Source organism: Pseudomonas parafulva NBRC 16636 = DSM 17004 (assembly GCF_000730645.1).
Classification (GTDB): Bacteria; Pseudomonadota; Gammaproteobacteria; order Pseudomonadales; family Pseudomonadaceae; genus Aquipseudomonas; species Aquipseudomonas parafulva.
Map to the genome: position 1 here is coordinate 77,974 of NZ_BBIU01000017.1, position 19,718 is coordinate 97,691.

Annotated in this window: 16 protein-coding genes, 1 tRNA gene and 1 pseudogene; 6 read left to right on the forward strand and 12 right to left on the reverse strand. The window is 57.8% G+C overall.

Features of this window, described 5'->3' with window-relative positions; genetic code table 11:
* Position 1: 1 nt before the first annotated feature.
* Positions 2–1,163 (reverse strand): annotated as a pseudogene (locus tag PPA02S_RS22690) (IS3 family transposase).
* Between the two features lie 304 nt (positions 1,164–1,467).
* On the opposite strand from PPA02S_RS22690, the gene PPA02S_RS12995 reads away from it, so the two are divergent.
* From PPA02S_RS12995 to PPA02S_RS13005, 3 genes are all read left to right on the forward strand, one after another.
* A complete protein-coding gene (locus tag PPA02S_RS12995; RefSeq protein WP_033727997.1) occupies positions 1,468–3,867 on the forward strand; it encodes a type I restriction-modification system subunit M in 2,400 nt (799 codons plus the stop codon).
* A gap of 82 nt (positions 3,868–3,949) precedes the next feature.
* Complete coding sequence (locus PPA02S_RS13000) at positions 3,950–5,167, forward strand: restriction endonuclease subunit S (protein WP_154660063.1); 1,218 nt, start codon at positions 3,950–3,952, stop codon at positions 5,165–5,167.
* 480 nt (positions 5,168–5,647) lie between these two features.
* Complete coding sequence (locus PPA02S_RS13005) at positions 5,648–8,665, forward strand: type I restriction endonuclease subunit R (protein ID WP_028633357.1); 3,018 nt, start codon at positions 5,648–5,650, stop codon at positions 8,663–8,665.
* A gap of 299 nt (positions 8,666–8,964) precedes the next feature.
* On the opposite strand, the gene PPA02S_RS13010 is transcribed toward PPA02S_RS13005, so the two are convergent.
* The 9 genes from PPA02S_RS13010 to thrS form a co-directional block, all read right to left on the reverse strand.
* Positions 8,965–9,041: transfer RNA gene (locus PPA02S_RS13010), tRNA-Pro, on the reverse strand.
* Positions 9,042–9,153: 112 nt separating this feature from the next.
* Positions 9,154–9,510, reverse strand: coding sequence for a MerR family transcriptional regulator (locus PPA02S_RS13015; RefSeq protein WP_014591553.1), 357 nt, complete (start codon positions 9,508–9,510; stop codon positions 9,154–9,156).
* Positions 9,491–9,793 carry an integration host factor subunit alpha gene (gene ihfA, locus PPA02S_RS13020; protein WP_003250679.1) on the reverse strand — a complete coding sequence of 101 codons (303 nt, stop codon included), beginning with the start codon at positions 9,791–9,793 and terminating at the stop codon, positions 9,491–9,493. Before ihfA ends, PPA02S_RS13015 begins: the two co-directional genes overlap by 20 nt.
* Before the next feature lie 4 nt (positions 9,794–9,797).
* Positions 9,798–12,179, reverse strand: coding sequence for a phenylalanine--tRNA ligase subunit beta (gene pheT, locus PPA02S_RS13025; protein ID WP_028633358.1), 2,382 nt, complete (start codon positions 12,177–12,179; stop codon positions 9,798–9,800).
* 30 nt (positions 12,180–12,209) lie between these two features.
* Positions 12,210–13,226: a phenylalanine--tRNA ligase subunit alpha gene (gene pheS / locus PPA02S_RS13030; protein WP_028633359.1), complete on the reverse strand. Its 1,017-nt coding sequence runs from the start codon at positions 13,224–13,226 to the stop codon at positions 12,210–12,212.
* Positions 13,227–13,335: 109 nt separating this feature from the next.
* Positions 13,336–13,692 carry a 50S ribosomal protein L20 gene (gene rplT / locus PPA02S_RS13035; protein ID WP_003250671.1) on the reverse strand — a complete coding sequence of 119 codons (357 nt, stop codon included), beginning with the start codon at positions 13,690–13,692 and terminating at the stop codon, positions 13,336–13,338.
* 27 nt (positions 13,693–13,719) lie between these two features.
* A complete protein-coding gene (rpmI, locus tag PPA02S_RS13040) occupies positions 13,720–13,914 on the reverse strand; it encodes a 50S ribosomal protein L35 (protein ID WP_003250667.1) in 195 nt (64 codons plus the stop codon).
* Positions 13,915–13,974: 60 nt separating this feature from the next.
* Complete coding sequence (infC, locus tag PPA02S_RS13045; protein WP_012052879.1) at positions 13,975–14,526, reverse strand: translation initiation factor IF-3; 552 nt, start codon at positions 14,524–14,526, stop codon at positions 13,975–13,977.
* Positions 14,526–16,448: a threonine--tRNA ligase gene (thrS, locus tag PPA02S_RS13050; RefSeq protein WP_028633360.1), complete on the reverse strand. Its 1,923-nt coding sequence runs from the start codon at positions 16,446–16,448 to the stop codon at positions 14,526–14,528. The genes infC and thrS overlap by 1 nt, the downstream gene beginning before the upstream one ends.
* Positions 16,449–16,778: 330 nt before the next feature.
* Between thrS and PPA02S_RS13055 the strand changes: the two genes are divergently transcribed.
* Together PPA02S_RS13055 and PPA02S_RS13060 are read left to right on the forward strand one after the other, a co-directional pair.
* Positions 16,779–17,084: a hypothetical protein gene (locus PPA02S_RS13055; protein WP_028633361.1), complete on the forward strand. Its 306-nt coding sequence runs from the start codon at positions 16,779–16,781 to the stop codon at positions 17,082–17,084.
* 162 nt (positions 17,085–17,246) lie between these two features.
* On the forward strand, positions 17,247–17,459 hold the full coding sequence (locus tag PPA02S_RS13060; RefSeq protein WP_028633362.1) for a cold-shock protein: 213 nt from the start codon (positions 17,247–17,249) through the stop codon (positions 17,457–17,459).
* 492 nt (positions 17,460–17,951) lie between these two features.
* Here the strand turns inward: PPA02S_RS13060 and PPA02S_RS13065 are convergent, their stop codons facing one another.
* Complete coding sequence (locus PPA02S_RS13065; protein WP_028633363.1) at positions 17,952–18,272, reverse strand: I78 family peptidase inhibitor; 321 nt, start codon at positions 18,270–18,272, stop codon at positions 17,952–17,954.
* A 257-nt stretch (positions 18,273–18,529) separates the two neighbouring features.
* Between PPA02S_RS13065 and PPA02S_RS13070 the strand changes: the two genes are divergently transcribed.
* Positions 18,530–18,721, forward strand: a complete 192-nt coding sequence (locus PPA02S_RS13070) for a hypothetical protein (RefSeq protein WP_028633364.1) — start codon at positions 18,530–18,532, stop codon at positions 18,719–18,721.
* On the opposite strand, the gene PPA02S_RS13075 is transcribed toward PPA02S_RS13070, so the two are convergent.
* On the reverse strand, positions 18,714–19,715 hold the full coding sequence (locus tag PPA02S_RS13075; protein WP_028633365.1) for a nucleoside hydrolase: 1,002 nt from the start codon (positions 19,713–19,715) through the stop codon (positions 18,714–18,716). The genes PPA02S_RS13070 and PPA02S_RS13075 overlap by 8 nt on opposite strands.
* Between the last annotated feature and the right edge of the window lie 3 nt (positions 19,716–19,718).

Below are 19,718 nucleotides of genomic sequence, written 5' to 3' on the forward strand. Positions count from 1 at the left end.
GTCAACTCATTCCGGACACAGTTTTGAGTTTTTCTTCCGCTTTTGCCGGAGCCAGCCCATCGTTGAACTGGTGGGGCCGTATCCAGTTGTAATGGCTCATCAGGTACTGGCTGATGTCTCGTTGAGCTTGCTGCCCAGTCAGGTACCCCGTGGTCGGTATCCACTCTGATTTCAAGCTACGAAATACTCGCTCCATCGGCGCGTTATCCCAGCAGTTGCCTCGGCGGCTCATGCTCTGGCGCATGCGGTAGCACCACAGTCTCTGGCGGAACTGACGGCTGCCATATTGCGACCCCTGGTCGGAGTGGAACAGCAGCCCTTGAGGTTTGCCGCGTTGTTCTTAAGCCACATCCAGCGCTTTGACCGCGAGGTCTGCGTCCGGCTTGTCTGATAGGGCCCAACCCACTACTCGGCGTGCGTAGAGATCCAAAACAACTGCCAGATAGTGCCATTTGCCCTGCGCCCAAACGTAAGTGATGTCGCCACACCAGATCTGATTTGGCGCTTCGACATCAAACGCACGGTTCAAAATATTCGGAATATCTGGCCGCTCTACCGTCGCCTTTTTGTAGGCGTGTGATCCCGGCTGCTTGCTGACCAGCGCCAGTTCACGCATCAGGCTGCGCACCTTGAACCGCCCGATTTGCTCACCTTCTTCTTGCATCATTGCCTTGATGCTACGGCTGCCGGGCGCACTTCGTCCTCGCGTGAACAGCTCATTCACTCGACTGCGCAATCGCAGTCGCTCAACGTCCGGAGTTCGTCTTCTATGACGATGTGCGTAGTAACTTGAGCGAGTGATTTCCAACACCTCGCACAACCAATCAATGGGCTCATGGGCGCTGAACTGGCGGATCAGCGAGTACGCTCGAGATCTTCCGACATCAAGAGCGCGGTAGCTTTTTTAGTATTGATTTCTCGCGTTCAAGGCGCGTGATTCGGGCTTCGAGCTCTTGGATTTTTTGCTGCTCTGGCGTCAACGCCTTGCTGGCGGGCGTGATGCCGCCGCGTTCCTGCTGAAGCTGGTTAACCCATCGGCGCAGGGCCGACTCGACCAAGCCGAGCGAGCGGGCTGCTTCGGCATGACTGTAGCCTTGGTCGAGCACCAGGCAGGCAGCTTCACGCTTGAATTCGGGGGTAAAGGTACGACGTTGGTTGGTCATCAGACACCTCTCTGTGGCGAGCATTCTCGCCTAAATGGGTGTCCGGTTTCATTAGACCACTACAAGTTGAGCGAATGCTCACTCACGATAGTTGATCACCGAACCGCTTCTCCATGCTATCCAACAACTGGTCACGAGCATCCTCGCCCCCCTAACCGAGCAGGCTGGTTCCCCATCCGCTTGTATCTCCGCCGCCATAAGCGCATCTGTATTGGTTAAGATGCGCTCCTTAGCTTGCACATGGGTGCGGTGAAGCCGCCCTAGCAGCGCTGCCAGTCAGCGCTTTGATTTGGAGTATCTTCAGTTGAACCACGCGGTCCACAACAAACTGGTTTCATTTATCTGGTCGATTGCCGACGACTGCCTGCGGGACGTGTATGTGCGCGGAAAATACCGTGACGTCATCCTACCAATGGTGGTGCTCCGGCGGCTCGATGCCCTGCTTGAAGCCAGCAAGACGAAGGTGATGGAGGAACTGGCCTTTCAACAACGTGAAATGAGCCAGACTGAACTGGACGACAGCGCCCTGCGTGCCGCTTCCGGTTATGTCTTCTACAACACCAGCAAGTGGACGCTAAGCCAACTACACAAGACCGCCACCAACAACCAGCAGATCCTCCTGAGCAACGTTGAGGAATACCTCGACGGCTTTAGCGACAATGTCAAAGACATCATCCGGCGCTTCAACCTCAAGTCGCAGATGCGCCACATGGCCAGCAAAGACGTCCTGCTTGACGTACTGGAAAAATTCACCTCGCCCACCATCAACCTCACCCCGCACGACTGCGAGGATCCGCAAGGCAACCGCCTGCCGGCCCTGAGCAACCTAGGCATGGGCTATGTGTTCGAAGAGCTGATCCGCAAGTTTAACGAAGAGAACAACGAGGAAGCCGGCGAGCACTTCACCCCGCGCGAAGTGATCGAGCTGATGACCCACCTGGTCTTTGATCCGATCAAGGACCGCCTGCCCACCGTGATGACCATCTACGACCCTGCATGCGGCAGTGGCGGCATGCTCACCGAGTCGCAGAATTTTATCGAAGAAAAATACCCGGATTCGACCATCCAGCGCGACATCCACCTCTACGGCAAGGAGATCAACGACGAGACCTATGCCATCTGCAAGTCGGACATGATGATCAAGGGTAACAACCCGGCCCACATCCGCCCCGGCTCAACCCTATCGGTAGACGAATTCGCTGGCAGCCGCTTCGACTTTATGCTGTCCAACCCACCCTACGGTAAAAGCTGGGCCAGTGAGCAGAAGTTCATTAAAGACGGCAGCGAGGTGATCGACCCGCGCTTCAAGGTTAGCCTCGCGGACTATTGGGGAAACGCCGAGATACAGGACGCCACCCCGCGCTCCAGCGACGGCCAGTTGCTGTTTCTGATGGAAATGGTCAACAAAATGAAAGCTCCTGGCGACAGCGGTCTCGGCTCACGTATCGCCTCGGTGCATAACGGCTCCAGCTTGTTTACCGGCGACGCCGGCGGTGGAGAGAGCAATATCCGCCGCCACCTGATCGAAAACGACTTGCTCGATGCCATCATCCAGTTGCCCAACAACCTGTTCTACAACACCGGCATCACCACCTATATCTGGCTGCTCTCCAGCAATAAGCCAGCGCAGCGCCGAGGCAAGGTGCAACTGATCGACGCTAGCCTGCTATACCGCAAACTGCGCAAGAACCTCGGCAACAAAAACTGCGAATTCGCCCCCGAACATATCGAGCTGATCACCCAGACCTACCTGGACCTGGCCAGCATCGACCGGCTGGCAGGTGACGACGGCATTACCGCGCAGGTGTTCGACAACCGCGACTTCGGCTACCACAAGGTCAGTATCGAACGGCCAGACCGGCGCAGGGCACAGTTCAGTGCCGAGCGCGTCGAAACCCTGCGCTTCGACAAAGCCCTGCGCGAACCCATGCAGTGGATTTATCAGCAATGGGGCGAAGCGGTGTACCAGGACGATACCCTGGCCCAGCATGAAAAGACCATTCTCGCTTGGTGCGAAGAGCAAGGCATGGAACTCAATGCCAAACAGCGTAAGAAGCTGCTGAATCTAGAAACCTGGGCCAAACAGTCCTTGTTGGTCACCGTGGCCAACTACCTGATGCAGGCCGTGGGAAGCGAGGAATATGACGACTTCAACTTGTTCGCCAAGCTGGTGGACAAGGTGCTCAAGCAACTGAATAAGGAGGCCGGGATCAAGCTCGGCGCTAGCGAGCGCAACCAGTTGCTCAATGCCGTCAGCTGGTACGACGAAAACTCCGTAAAGGTCATACGCAAGGTGGAAAATTTCGACCGCGCCGAATTAGCTGCACTTCTCGAACGTCTGAACTGCCATGAGGCCGAACTGCCCGATTTCGGCTATTACCCCAACGGCAAGGCCGGCGAGTTCCTCACTTACGAATCCAACAGCGACCTACGCGACAGCGAAAGTGTCCCTCTGGCCGATTCCATACACCGCTTCTTCAAGGCCGAAGTGCAACCCCATGTGGCGGAAGCTTGGATCAACCTGGAGTCGGTGAAGATCGGCTACGAAATCAGCTTTAACAAATACTTTTACAAGCATCAGCCGTTACGCAGCATGGACGAGGTAGCGCGGGAGATTGTGGTGCTGGAGCAGCAGGCTGAAGGGTTGATTGCGGATATTTTAGGGCTGGAGGTTAAGGATGTGTCGGGGGTGAGCCTTGGTTAAGCATCTGGAGAGATCTCCCTCGTATAACTCTTATAAGGACTCGAATCTTCAATGGCTTGGAGTTGTTCCAAGCCACTGGGAAATGACTCGACTGGGTGGTCTTTTTAAAGAACGCCGCACCAAGGTGTCAGATAAGGATTTTCCGCCGCTATCAGTAACTAAGAATGGAATTCTTCCTCAGCTTGAAAGCGCGGCAAAAACCAATGACGGCGACAACCGTAAACTGGTTAGGTCTGGCGACTTTGTCATTAACAGCCGTTCAGACAGGAAAGGGTCTAGCGGTGTGTCTGAGACGGATGGTTCTGTATCGCTCATTAATATTGTCTTGGAGCCGCGCGGTATAAACAGGGATTATTGCAAGTACCTCTTTAAAAGCTATTCGTTTGTGGAGGAATTTTACAGAATCGGCCATGGCATTGTTGCTGACCTGTGGACGACCCGTTATGACGAGATGCGGTCCATCGTCTTGGCTTTTCCTCCGCTTACTGAGCAGGCCACTATCGCCAATTTTCTTGACTGCAAAGGTGCAAAAATTGATCAGGCAATCCAGATCAAGAAGCGCCAGATCGAACGGCTCAAAGAGCGCAAGCAGATACTGATCCAGCTGGCCGTAACCTGCGGCCTTAAATCTGATGCACCCATGCGGGACTCTGGTATTGAATGGATTGGTGAAATCCCAGGGCATTGGACTGTCATGGCCAATCGTGCCTTGTTCCGTGAGCGCGTGGAGCCTGGGCAGGAGGACTTACCCTTATTGTCAGTCTCCATCCATTCCGGCGTGTCCGAAGAAGAGATTCCCGAAGAACAAAATATTCGTGCTCGTGTAAAAATTGAAGATAAATCCAAGTATAACTGCGTCCGCCCCGGTGATATTGCCTTCAATATGATGCGCGCCTGGCAGGGGGCAATTGGTGCGGTAAGTGTGGATGGAATGGTTAGCCCCGCATATACAATTGCAGTGCCCCGCTCTAGCCTTGATGCTCGATACTTCGAGTACCAGTACCGTACTCCCGGTTTTATCCAGCAGATGGACCGGTATTCCAAGGGCATTACGGATTTTCGCAAACGGCTGTACTGGGACGGTTTCAAGCAACTGATAACTCTTGTTCCTCCGATTGAAGAGCAGCGTGCCATCGTCAAGTTCATCGACCAGGCTATGCTCAAGCAGACCGCTACCGTCACACTGCTGGAACAACAAATTACCAAGCTCATAGAGTACAAAGCTACTTTGATCAATAGCGCCGTCACCGGTAAGATCAAGGTACCGGGCGTGGTGGAGCCAGATACCCAAGATAGGTAGTTGGTTTTATGAACGCCCAGCAGCACCTGCAGCATTTACTTGAGGCTGGCGGTGAAAGGGAGTCATTAGAGTTTAAGGAAGCGAGAACGGCTATGACTCATAAAACTCGCTAACTACTTCTGAACCCTGAGCAATAAGGCTAATCCCATAATATAAAAACCTGCTGGTAGCCTTGAAAAAGTCAGGAGTCATCAAACCTAGGGGCAGGCTTTGACACATTTATGGGGCGTGGGGCGGGTTGGCGCACACAAATAATACCCGCAGGCATGGTGTGTACTCATTTGACTAAACAGATTGCGCTAGACGGATCTGCCGAATTGTTAGACATTCAGGAGGCTGTGGGCCAGCTCTGTTAATCGTTGCACTGTCAGGTAAGCAGCGGCGAATGTCTGCCCACGTTAGCTGGGTAGTTTTAGACTTTTAACCCCGCGCCGGGCTCGCCTGGCAAAGATAAGAAAGAACAGGCACAAGGAAGCCGGCATGGTAAGCAAGACTAACGAACAGGCGCTGGAAGCTAACATCGAGAAATACCTGACCGGCACATGCCTAGAAGAGCAGGCACTTGGCTGTGACAGCGCAGTACCCGTGCCAACGGGCCTCAACCACGGGTATCAACTGGGCCGAGCTCAGGATTTCAATGCCCAATACGCTGTGGATAGCCGTTGCTTGTGGAAATTTCTTGAGGCTAGCCAGGGCGAAGAGTTGAAGCGTCTCAAGCAACGCTACGAAGATTGGGATTTGCGCATCCTCGAACGCTTCGACCGGCTGGCGAAGAAGTACGGCGCACTGCACCTGCTCAAGCGCGGCCTGGCCATCGACGATGTGCACTTCAACCTGATGTATCCCGCACCGCTTGCCAGTAGTTCGGAGCGGGTCAGACAGCAGTTTGCGGCGAATATCTTTAGCAGCACCCGCCAGGTGCGTTACTCCCTGAGTAATCCGCTGGAAGAGATCGATCTAGTGCTGTTTATGAATGGCTTGCCCTTCGCCACGCTCGAACTGAAGAATCCCTGGACGGGCCAGAATGCCCGTTATCACGGGCAAAAGCAGTACAAACAGGACCGCGACGCGGGCCAGCCGTTACTGCAATTCGGCCGCTGCCTAGTGCACATGACGGTAGACACCGAAGAGATCTACATGACCACCAAGTTGGCGGGTGTCGCGACCTTCTTCCTGCCATTCAACAAGGGCCATAACCACGGGGCTGGCAACCCGCCCAACCCCGCAGGGCACAAGAGCGCCTACCTGTGGCAGGAGATTTTCAGTCGCGAAAGTGTGGCCAACATCATCCAGCACTTCGTGCGCCTGGACGGCAGCAGCAAGATGACATTGGCCAAGCGTACGCTGTTCTTTCCGCGTTACCACCAACTGGATGTGGTGCGCCGCCTAGTGACGCATGCCAGCCAGCATGGCGTGGGTCAGCGCTATCTGATCCAGCACTCGGCCGGCTCAGGCAAATCGAACTCCATCACTTGGGCAGCCTATCAGTTGATTGAAACCTACCCGGCTTCGCTGGAGGTTGTCGGCGCGCGCGCTTTAGATGTGCCGCTGTTCGACTCGGTGATTGTGGTGACCGACCGCCGCCTGCTGGACAAACAATTGCGCGAGAACCTCCGCGAGTTCTCCGAGGTGAAAAACATCATCGCTCCGGCGCTGAAGTCCTCTGACCTCCAGCGGGCGCTGGAGCAGGGAAAAAAAATCATCATTACCACCATCCAGAAATTCCCGGTGATCGTGGATGGCATCGACGACATGGCCGGCAAACGCTTTGCCGTGATCATTGACGAGGCACACAGCTCGCAGGACGGTAGCAGCCACGGCACGATGAACAAGGTGATGGGCGGCGACGAGCAAGACGATACTCAGGAGAAGATCCTCAGCGCCATCAAGAACAGCAAGATGCGCGGCAATGCCTCGTACTTCGCCTTCACCGCCACGCCGAAAAACAGCACGCTGGAGAAGTTCGGCGAGCAGCTGGCCGATGGCCGCTTCACGCCCTTCCACCTGTACTCAATGAAGCAGGCCATTGAAGAGGGCTTTATCCTCGATGTGCTGGCCAACTACACCACATACCGTAGCTACTACGAAATTCAGAAGTCCATCGAGGACAATCCGCTGTTTGACACGCTGAAAGCACAGAAGAAGTTACGCGCCTATGTCGAGCGCGACCAGCAGACCATCGATGTTAAGGCCGAAGTGATGCTGGAGCATTTTATAGAACAGGTGGTCACGCCGAAAAAGCTTAAGGGCCAGGCCAAGGGCATGGTCATAACCCAAAACATCGAAGCTGCCATCCGTTATCACAGGGCAATCAGCCGCTTGTTGGTCGCTCGCGGCAACCCGTTCAAGGCGCTAATTGCCTTCTCCGGCGAAAAATTGGTTGATGGTATCGAGTACACCGAAGCCGGCATCAACGGCTTCGCCGAAGCAGATACGCGAGACAAATTCGACACCGACGAATACCGATTGCTGGTAGTGGCCAACAAGTACCTGACAGGCTTCGATCAGCCTAAGCTGTGTGCCATGTACGTGGACAAGAAGCTGCAGTACGTACTCGCTGTGCAAGCGCTGTCTCGCCTTAATCGTGCTGCGCCGAAGTGGGGCAAGAAGACCGAAGACCTGTTCGTTCTGGATTTCTTCAACCAGGTGGAGGACATCAAAGCCTCCTTCGACCCGTTCTACACGGCTACCAGCCTATCCGGAGCGACGGATATCAATGTGCTGCACGAACTCAAGGACCAGCTGGACGAGGTCGGCGTCTACGAGTGGCCGGAAGTAGAGGCATTTGCCACGCAGTATTTCGACAACGTCGATGCTGAAAAGCTGGCTGTGCTGATCGATATCGCCGCTGAGCGCTTCGACGTGGAACTAGAGCTAGAGGAGGAGGCCAAGGTCGATTTCAAGATCAAGGCCAAGCAGTTCGTGAAGATCTACGGCCAGATGGCCTCGATCATGCCGTATGAGATTGCGGCCTGGGAAAAACTATTCTGGTTCCTCAAGTTTCTGATCCCGAAACTCAAAGTGCAGGACAAAGACGCCGACGAAATCGACGCTCTGCTTAACTCGGTTGATCTCGCGTCCTATGGGCTGGAACGGGTCAAGTTGAACCACAGCATTGCGTTGGATGATGCGGAAACCGAGCTGGACCCAGCCAACCCAAATCCGCGTGGGGTACATGGTGGTGAGCAGGAGAAAGACCTGCTGGACCAAATCATCCAGAGCTTCAACGAGCGTTGGTTCCAGGGCTGGGGTGTGACCACGGAAGAAAAGCGCGTGAAATTCCTGAGTATTCTAAAGGGCATTCAGGAACATCCGGACTTTGAGCCAAAGTACCAAAAGAGCCAGGACGAAGACCATCGTGCACTGGCGTTCGAGAAGATTTTCGAGGAAGTCATGCTGATGCGCCGCCGCCAAGACCTAGAGCTTTACCGGCTGGTAGCCAGTGATGAAGCGCTTAAGTCTTCGTTGCAGCAGAGCATGAGAGGCATGTTGGGCTGAAGTAAGCTCAAGCTCGGTTTTTGATAGATTCGATGCTAACTCGCTAATGGGGCGGAGCTCAAACAGCACCGTCCATCGGAATCCAGGCCACGCAGCGTTCCAACTGGTATTCCAAGCGAGTTGACCAAACATTTGTTCACCAGCCAAAACAAATAGATACCGACTTGTTTCAGATTACCCCGGCGATGCGGAACCACCCGAACAAACCAAAACGCGAAGCTAATCTCCCCCAACCCGCCCATCTTCAAAACCCAAACAACAAAAAAGCCACCCGAAGGTGGCTTTCTCGTTTTCAATAATGGTCGGGACGGAGTGATTCGAACACTCGACCCCTTGCACCCCATGCAAGTGCGCTACCGGGCTGCGCTACGCCCCGACTGGGCTTTGAAGCATGTTCCCCTTACCGCTGAGAACGATGAAGAAGATACCCTAACCTTTTGATTAATGGAAGCTTTTTTTCAAAAAAATCCATCAATCATCAACCAAGGTCACTTCTTCAACACCACCAACACATCCTCCAACTCAACAATCATCTGCCGAATCAGCTGCTTGTACTGGCTTGACTCATCCTTCACCTCATCACTGGAAAGCCGCAACCGCGCCCCGCCAATGGTGAAGCCCTGGTCGTACAGCAGGGCACGGATCTGGCGGATCATCAGCACGTCTTGGCGCTGGTAATACCGCCGGTTGCCCCGCCGCTTCACAGGGTTGAGTTGGTCGAACTCCTGCTCCCAATACCGCAGCACGTGCGGCTTAACGGCGCAAAGTTCGCTCACTTCACCAATGGTGAAGTACCGTTTGCCCGGGATGGGGGGCAGTTCGTCGTTATGGCTTGGTTCCAGCATAGGCCTCAACCCGGGCCTTCAACTTCTGCCCTGGACGAAAGGTGACGACGCGCCGTGCGGTGATCGGGATTTCTTCCCCGGTTTTGGGGTTGCGGCCCGGCCGCTGGCGTTTGTCGCGAAGGTCGAAGTTACCGAAACCCGATAGCTTCACCTGCTCGTTCTCTTCAAGTGCGTGCCGAATTTCTTCGAAAAACAGCTCGACCAGCTCCTTGGCCTCACGCTTGTTAAGCCCCAGCTCCTCGTACAGCCTTTCGGCCATCTCAGCTTTCGTCAGAGCACCCATGCCGTTATTTCCTTAACGTGGTGTTCAACCTTTGTTCTAGCGAGGTGAGGATGTTCTGCAGGGTAGTGTTCACCTCATCGTCGTTAAGAGTGCGCGATGGATGCTGCCAGGTCAAGCCGACGGCCAGGCTTTTTCTATCAGGATCAATACCTTTACCCTGGTACACATCAAACAGCCTGAGGTCTGTGAGCCATTCGCCTGCATTGTCACGAATTACGTCAAGCACGTCCTGAGAAGCTACATCACGTCCTGCAATTAACGCCAGGTCACGACGGGTTTCCGGGAACTTGGACAGTTCGCTGAATGTGGGCAGGCGGCCTTCCACTACCTGGGCCAGCACCAGCTCGAACACGAACACCGGGCGGTCCAGGTCCAGGGCTTTGGCGAGCTCTGGGTGGAGGGCGCCAAGGTAACCGACCAGCTTGCCGTCGCGCTGAATTTCAGCGGTTTGGCCTGGGTGCAGGGCGGGGTGTTTGCCGGCAGCGAAGGTGAAGTCGCTGAGGGCACCGGTGTAGCCCAGCAGGGCTTCCACGTCGGCCTTCACGTCGAAGAAGTCGATAGTGTCGCGGCCGTTGGCCCAGCCTTCTGGCAGGCGGCTGCCAGTGACTACGCCGGCGATCATCGGTTCTTGCTGCAGGTCACCCAGCTGGCCGACAAAGCGCAGGCCGCTTTCAAACAGGCGCACGCGGTCTTGCTGGCGGTTCAGGTTGTGCTGCAGTGCCTTCACCAGGCCCGGCCACAACGAGGCGCGCATGGCGGCCATGTCGTTGGAGATGGGGTTGGCCAGCAGCAGCGGCTGCACGCCGGGGCTGAACAGCTCGAACAGTTTCGGGTCGATGAAGCTGTAGGTGATGGCTTCCTGGTAACCGCGGGCGACCATCAGGCGGCGCAGGGTGGGCAGCTCGCCACGGGTTTCCGGGCGGGCTTGCGGGGCCAGGCGGGCCTGCGGGTAGCGCACGGGCAGGTTGTTGTAGCCGTACAGGCGGGCCAGCTCTTCGATCAGGTCGACTTCCAGGCTGATGTCGAAGCGGTGGCTTGGCACGGTGACGGTCCACTGCCCTGCCCCGTCGGCCTGGATGCCCAGGCCGAGGTTGGTGAGCAGTTGCTCGACCTGGGCCGGGTCCATGTCCATGCCGAGCATCTGGGCGATGCGGTCGGCCCGCAGGGTCACCGGAGCCACGTTGGGCAGGTGCTGCTCGCTGACGGCTTCGACGATGGGGCCGGCTTCGCCGCCCACAATCTCCAGCAACAGGGCGGTGGCGCGCTCCATGGCTTCGCGGGCCAGGTGCGAGTCTACGCCGCGCTCGTAGCGGTGGGAGGCATCGGTGTGCAGGCCGTAGGAACGGGCTTTACCGGCGACGGAAATCGGCTCGAAGAAGGCGCTTTCCAGGAACAGGTCGCGGGTTTTTTCGGTGTTCACGCCGCTGTGCTCGCCACCCATCACGCCGGCAATGGCCAGGGCGCGAGTGTGGTCGGCGATCACCAGGGTGTCGGCGCGCAGGGCGACTTCCTGGCCGTCGAGCAGCACGAGCTTCTCGCCCTCTTCGGCCATGCGTACGCGGATGCCGCCGTTGATTTCCGCCAGGTCGAAGGCGTGCATCGGCTGGCCGAGTTCGAGCATCACGTAGTTGGTGATGTCGACGGCGGCGTCGATGCTGCGTACGTCGCTGCGGCGCAGGCGCTCGACCATCCACAGCGGGGTGGGCTTGCTGAGGTCGACGTTACGGATGACGCGGCCCAGGTAGCGCGGGCAGGCAGCCGGTGCGCTGACGTCGACCGGGCGCACTTCGTCGTGGGCGGCCACCACGGCAGGCACCAGCGGGCGGGTGACGGGCACGTCGTACAGGGCGCTGACGTCGCGGGCCAGGCCAGCGATGGACAGGCAGTCACCACGGTTGGGGGTGAGGCCGATCTCGATGCTGGCGTCGTCCAGGCTCAGGTACTGGCGGATGTCGTCGCCCACCGGGGCGTCGGCTGCCAGTTCCAGCAGGCCGTCGTTTTCTTCGCTGATCTGCAGCTCGGCGGCCGAGCAGAGCATGCCGAACGACTCGACGCCGCGCAGCTTGGCCTTCTTGATCTTGAAGTCGCCTGGCAGCTCGGCACCGATCATGGCGAACGGGATCTTGATGCCTGGGCGGGCGTTGGGGGCGCCGCACACCACCTGGAAGGTGTCCTGGCCGTTGCTCACCTGGCACACGCGCAGCTTGTCGGCGTCCGGGTGTTGTTCGGTGGATAGGATTTCGCCCACCACAATGCCGGTGAACTGGCCGGCAGCGGGGGTTACGCTGTCGACTTCAAGGCCGGCCATGGACAGGCGGGCAACCAGTTCATCACGGGAGACTTGCGGGTTTACCCAACCGCGCAGCCACTGTTCACTGAATTTCATGCTGTTCTCCTAGAATGTGCGTCGATGGGCCTAGCGGAATTGGGCAAGGAACCGCAGGTCGTTATCGAAGAACAGACGCAAATCGTTGACGCCATACCGCAACATGGCCAGGCGCTCGGCGCCCATGCCGAAGGCGAAGCCCTGGAACTCTTCTGGGTCTATGCCAGACATGCGCAGCACGTTCGGGTGCACCATGCCGCAGCCCATCACTTCCAGCCAGCCGGTTTGCTTGCACACGCGGCAGCCTTTGCCGGAACACATCACGCACTGGATGTCGACTTCGGCGGACGGCTCGGTGAAGGGGAAGAACGACGGACGGAAGCGCACGGCCAGTTCTTTTTCGAAGAACACCCGCAGGAACTCTTCGATGGTGCCCTTGAGGTCGGCGAAGTTGATGCCGCGGTCGATCAGCAGGCCTTCAACCTGGTGGAACATCGGCGAGTGGGTGATATCGGAGTCGCAGCGGTATACGCGGCCCGGGCAGACGATGCGAATCGGCGGCTGGGTGGACTCCATGGTGCGTACCTGTACCGGCGAGGTGTGGGTGCGCAGCAGCATGTTGGCGTTGAAGTAGAAGGTGTCGTGCATCGCCCGCGCCGGGTGGTGGCCGGGGATGTTGAGCGCTTCGAAGTTGTGGTAGTCGTCTTCCACCTCGGGGCCTTCGGCAATGCCGTAGCCAATGTGGGTGAAGAACTGCTCGATGCGCTCGAGTGTACGGGTGATGGGGTGCAGGCCACCGGTGGCCTGGCCACGGCCTGGCAGGGTCACATCAATGCACTCGGCAGCCAGGCGCGCGCTGAGCTCGGCCTCTTCGAAGGCGGCCTTGCGTGCGTTGAGCACCACGGTGACGCGCTCTTTGGCGTCGTTGATCAGCGCACCCACTTTGGGGCGCTCTTCGGCTGGCAGGTTGCCCAGGGTCTTCATCACCTGGGTCAGCTCGCCTTTCTTGCCGAGGTAATTGACCCGGATCTGTTCCAGGGCATTGATGTCTTCAGCGCGCTCCACGGCCTCCAGGGCTTGGGAGACCAGCGCATCCAGGTTTTCCATGTACAGACTCCAGATACGAAAATAGGGGAAGAGCTTTGAAGGCTCTTCCCCTATCGATGACGTTCAATGCCCGGCGACGCTGGCGCCGCCGGGTGATTGTCGCGGGTACTTAAGCCAGAACGGCTTTAGCTTTCTCGACAATCGCAGCAAACGCCGCTTTTTCGTTCACTGCCAGATCGGCCAGAACCTTACGGTCGATTTCGATCGAAGCCTTTTTCAGGCCAGCAATCAGACGGCTGTAGGACAGACCGTTGGTGCGGGCACCGGCGTTGATACGAGCGATCCACAGTGCGCGGAACTGACGCTTCTTCTGGCGACGGTCGCGGTAGGCGTATTGGCCTGCCTTGATGACCGCTTGCTTGGCTACGCGGAATACGCGCGAGCGTGCACCGTAGTAACCTTTAGCCAGTTTCAGAATTTTCTTGTGACGCTTACGAGCGATGACGCCACGCTTAACACGAGCCATGAGTAACTTCCTCTATCTTAACCAGAATTAACGAACGCGCAGCATGCGCTCGACTTTTGCCACGTCAGACGGGTGCAGCAAGCTGGCACCGCGCAGTTGACGCTTACGCTTGGTCGACATTTTGGTCAGGATGTGGCTCTTGAAAGCGTGCTTGTGCTTGAAGCCCGAAGCTGTCTTCAGGAAGCGCTTCGCAGCACCGCTCTTGGTTTTCATTTTTGGCATGTTGGAACTCCGCATTCGATAAAATTACACATAATCATCAGGCCTGCCGTGCCCGGGAGATTACTTCTTTTTCTTGGGGGCGATGACCATCATAAGCTGGCGTCCTTCCATCTTCGGATGCTGCTCAACGGTGCCGTATTCGGCGAGGTCGGCTTCGACCCGCTTCAACAGCTCCATGCCCAGCTCCTGGTGGGCCATCTCACGACCACGGAATCTCAGAGAGATCTTGGCCTTGTCCCCATCGGTAAGGAAACGTACCAGGTTGCGTAGTTTTACCTGGTAATCCCCATCCTCCGTCCCTGGACGAAACTTGATTTCTTTGATCTGGATTTGCTTCTGGTTTTTCTTGGCTTCGTTGGCCTGCTTCTTCTTCTCGAAGAGGTGCTTGCCGTAGTCCATGACCTTGCAGACAGGCGGTACCGCGTCTGCAGAGATTTCTACCAGGTCCAGCTTCGCTTCATCAGCGATACGCAGCGCTTCATCAATCGAGACGATGCCAACCTGCTCGCCGTCTGCGCCAATTAACCGAACCTCGCGGGCCGAGATATTCTCGTTGATCGGGGCCTTCGGTACAGCACGCTTATCGTTTCTCATTTCACGCTTAATAGTCATTACTCCGATTCTTGGCGACCACGCCGGGAAACCGCTTGTGTCAGAAGCTCAGCGAATTGCGCGACGGGCATGGAGCCCAGGTCTGCGCCTTCGCGAGTACGCACGGCTACGGTTTGCGTTTCGACTTCGCGGTCCCCTATAACCAAAAGGTACGGGACCTTGAGCAAAGTATGCTCGCGGATTTTAAAGCCGATTTTCTCATTTCTCAAGTCCGACTTGGCACGGAAACCGCTACCGTTCAGAGATTTCTCCACTTCAAGGGCGAAATCGGCCTGTTTGTCGGTGATGTTCATGATCACGGCCTGGGTAGGTGCCAGCCACGCCGGGAACACACCCGCGTAGTGCTCGATGAGCATGCCGATGAAGCGTTCGAACGAACCGAGGATGGCGCGGTGCAGCATCACCGGGCGCTTGCGGGCGTTGTCTTCGGCAATGTAGCTGGCGTCCAGGCGCTCGGGCAGGTTCGGGTCGTACTGCAGGGTACCGCACTGCCAGTTACGGCCCAGGCAGTCGCGCAGGGTGAACTCGATCTTGGGCCCGTAGAAGGCGCCCTCGCCCGGCTGGTATTCCCATTCCAGGCCCGACTCGTTCAGGGCGTCGGCCAGTGCACCTTCGGCACGGTCCCACAGCTCTTCGGAGCCCACACGTTTGGCCGGGCGGGTGGACAGCTTCATGGCGACGTCGGTGAAGCCGAAGTCCTTGTACACGTCCAGGGTCAGCTTGATGAAGTCGGCGGCTTCTTTCTTCACCTGTTCTTCGGTGCAGAAGATGTGCGCGTCATCCTGCACAAAGCCACGTACGCGCATGATGCCGTGCAAGGCACCGGAGGGCTCGTTACGGTGGCAGGCACCGAACTCGGCCAGGCGCAGCGGCAGGTCGCGGTAGCTTTTCAGGCCCTGGTTGAACACCTGCACGTGGCACGGGCAGTTCATCGGTTTTACCGCGTAGTCGCGGCTTTCCGACGAGGTGGTGAACATGTTCTCGGCGTAGTTGGACCAGTGGCCGGAACGCTCCCACAGAATACGGTCGACCACTTGCGGGGTCTTGATTTCCTGGTAGCCATTTTCGCGCTGCACGGCGCGCATGTACTGCTCAAGCACCTGGTACACGGTCCAGCCGTTGGCGTGCCAGAACACCATGCCCGGGGCTTCTTCCTGCAGGTGGAACAGGTCGAGCTGCTTGCCGATTTTGCGGTGGTCGCGTTTTTCGGCTTCTTCGATGCGCTGGATGTAGGCCGCCAGCTGCTTCTTGTCAGCCCAGGCGGTGCCGTACACACGTTGCAGCTGCTCGTTCTTGGCATCGCCACGCCAGTAGGCGCCGGACAGCTTGGTCAGCTTGAATGCTTTGAGGAAGCGCGTGTTTGGCACGTGCGGGCCACGGCACATGTCGACGTATTCTTCGTGATAGTACAGGCCCATGGCCTGCTCATCGGGCATGTCTTCGACCAGGCGCAGCTTGTAGTCTTCGCCACGGGCGGTGAACACATCGATGACTTCTGCGCGCGGGGTCATCTTCTTGATGACGTCGTAGTCCTTCTCGATCAGCTGCTGCATGCGCTTTTCGATGGCGGCCAGGTCATCAGGGGTGAAGGGGCGCTCGAAGGCGATGTCGTAATAGAAGCCTTCGTCGATCACCGGGCCGATCACCATCTTGGCGGTCGGGTACAGCTGTTTCACCGCGTGGCCGACCAGGTGGGCGCACGAGTGACGGATGATCTCCAGTCCCTCTTCATCTTTAGGGGTGATGATCTGCAGCTTGGCGTCGTTCTGAATGAGGTCGCAGGCATCGACCAGCTTGCCGTCGACCTTGCCGGCGACGGTGGCCTTGGCCAGGCCGGCGCCGATGGACGCGGCAACTTCAGCTACGGACACGGCATGATCGAACGAACGTTGACTGCCATCGGGAAGAGTAATGGTGGGCATGGCGCCTCCTCTCCTAGTGGTGACCCCTACCAAAGGTCACGTGGGTTGGGATGAGCCAGTACAAGATCCGACCTGCCTTCCGTTGACGGGAAGCCTGCCTCACAGTGGCAGAAGCCTTTCGGCTTGCGAGGGACGAACCAGATGACTGGAAAAAACAGCTACAGGCTGCATGCTGTTAGCTGCGAGCCGAGCATGCTAGCACGCACCTCTTGCGCCAGGCAGATTTATTTGGAAATTGCAGTTTCAGGTGAACTTACCCGGTAAGTTTCCTATCAGACTTTCGGAAGCAACCTACTCTTGATGAGAACCAACCCCAAGGAGTAACCGGTTATGCGAGTTCCGTCTCTTCTGGCCCTGGCGGCCGCTGGCGCACTGCTGCTGCCAATGGCTGCGAACGCTGGCAATTTCCCTGCCGGCAAGGAGGGTGCCTACATGGCCCAATGCACGCAGGTGGCCAGCGGCCAGGGCGTTGACGCCGCCGCGGCGAAAAAGCACTGCGAATGTGGCGCGCAAGCGATCAAGAAAAATTTCAGCGACAAAGAAATTGCTGACCTGGACAGCAAGGATGGCGTGGACGCCAAGCTGATGCAGCGGGCACAGAGCGTTGTGCAGCAAGCCTGCGCACCTAAAAGCTGAAGCCCTGCCGCCAGCGCAATCCACCCGTTGATTGCGCTGGATCAACATCCGGCTCAGGTAAAAGGCGCTAGATGCGCAGAATTAGACTATGATGTACATCGTGCTCCGTAGCCTCGGCCGCATTGCACCACCGAAAATACTAAATGTTCTGGAGATTCACCCATGTCCAATCGCCAAACCGGCACCGTCAAATGGTTCAATGATGAGAAAGGCTTCGGCTTCATCACCCCAGCAGGCGGCGGCGACGACCTGTTCGTTCACTTCAAGGCCATCGAATCTGACGGCTTCAAGAGCCTGAAAGAAGGCCAGACTGTTTCCTTCGTCGCCGAGCGCGGCCAGAAGGGCATGCAGGCTGCACAGGTTCGTCCGGAGTAATTCGGATAGCTGTAAAAAACCCGCCCTTGTGGCGGGTTTTTTTTGGGCTGATTGGTTTAACCCTGTGGGAGCGGGTTTACCCGCGAAGCAGGGAGCGCGGTGTGTGGCACCGGCTCCGCCGGTGTTCGCGGCTAAAGCCGCTCCCACAGGGCTTGCGCCAGCTTTGAGATTTTGTGGGAGACAGTTGCTCCCACAAGATAGATGCCAGCGTTCAGAATTTTGGCAGACAGACAATTCCACAGGCTTTTTAATCAACTAATCCATACTGCGCTACCGCGCGGACAGTGGCTCAATAAGCAAACCACATTCCCTGTGGGAGCGGGTTTACCCGCGAAGCAGGCAGCGCGGTGTGTGGCACCGGCTTCGCCGGTGTTCGCGGCTGAAGCCGCTCCCACAAAGTGGATTGCGCCAGCTTTGAGATTTTGTGGGAGACAGTTGCTCCCACAGGTTGCTGCTGGCTGCCTTGAGAGCCAGCCAGCCAGGTGTTAAGGGTTAACCGCAGTTCACGCGGGTAACACGGCCCTGCTCGTCCACGTTCAGGTTCAAGCGCTCGGAGCGGTATTCCAGCGTGACCACGTCATGCGGCTTCAGGATACGGGCCATTTGCGAGCCACTGGCTTTGCGCGCCTGCTCCAGCAGCTCGGGGCTGCCTTGCTTGCCAACGGCAAAATCGGCACCACTGGCCTCGCAGCGGCCGTCGTTGCCAGCCGGTGCCGCCGGCGCCTGGGTGCCACCAGCATCACCGCCAGTGCTGCAACCCGCCAGCACACCAGCCACCGCCAGGGTTGCCAACAAAGCACGGGTACGGAACATGAAGCCTCCTAGATCGAATGGGAACTGCCTGATCCGACCATCGCACCAGGAATTCGTTGCAAAACCGCCCGAGTCTGCCTGAACGCCCCGAGTCAGGCGCGGCATAATCGTGACCGAATTTTACCGCTACAATCAAAGGCCCCTTGGTTTGCCCTGCAAAGTCATGATTTACTTTGAGAAGTGAAGGCATAGTGCCTCCTGCGAATACCAGGGTCCGGTGTTCGTTTTTTCGTCCAGGCCGCAAGCGAGAGCCTTCCATGAGCAGCCACAGCATCGATGCCGACATCAAGGTCAAATGGGCGGAGGGCCAGAGCGCGTACAGCCCCGGCACCCCGGAAGAACTGCTGCTGATCGCCGTCGACCTGCTGGTGCGTGACCGTGGCGGCGAAGCGGCGCGCAGCTTTATCGACCAGGTGGTCGAGCGCTACGCGCCCCGCCCCGCTACTTGAGGCGTGCCAGGCGCTCGGCCAGCAGGTCGAACAGGCCCTGGGCATCACCCTCCTCCACCCACATTACATTGGCAGGTTGCTTGAGCACGCCGTACCAGTCGGCAACCGTCTGGCCGAAGGTGGGCCCTTCGCGGCTGTCGACACTCATGTGAATGCGCCGGCCGCTGAACATCTGTGGCTTCAGCAGGTAGGCGATCACGCTGGCATCATGCACCGGGCCGCCCGGCATGCCATACAGCTGCATGTCATGGGTAATGTAGGCATTGAGTATGTCTACTACGCGCTTGCTGGCCTGGGTGTTCACGGCCGCCAGTTGCTTGAGGCGCGCTTGGCTGGTCAATAGCTTGTGGGTCACATCCAGCGGCAAGTACGTCAGCTGCACGCCGCTGGCCAGCACCACTTGAGCGGCATGGGGGTCTGCGTACAAGTTGAATTCGGCAACCGGCGTGATGTTACCGCCGTTGAAATGAGCACCGCCCATCACCACCACTTCCTTGATGCCCTGGGCAATTTCCGGGCGCTGGATCAGCGCCAGTGCCAGGTTGGTCTGCGGGCCGAGCATCGCCACCGTGATGCTGTGGGGCTTGGCAGCACCCAGGGTATCTACCAGGTACTGCACTGCGTTGCCCGCCGCCAAGGGCTTGGCCGGCTCGTGCACCTGCACGCCGGTGATGCCCTCCTCCCCGTGCACTTCGGCAGCGTAGATGGGCGCGCGCACCAGGGGCCGGCCAGCACCGGCATACACCGGGATATCCTCGCGGCCCGCCCACTCACGGGCCAGCCGGGCATTGCGCGAGGTTTTCTCCAGCCGCACGTTGCCAGCCACCGTGGTGATGGCGCGGACCTTGAGTTCATCCGGCGACGCCATGGCCAGGAACAGCGCCACCACATCGTCCGCACCGGGGTCTGTGTCGATGATCAGGTCGATGGGGGCGGCTTGAACGCTCGACGCTGCGGCCATGAAGGCGATACCTTGTAGCAGGGGTTTCAGCATGAT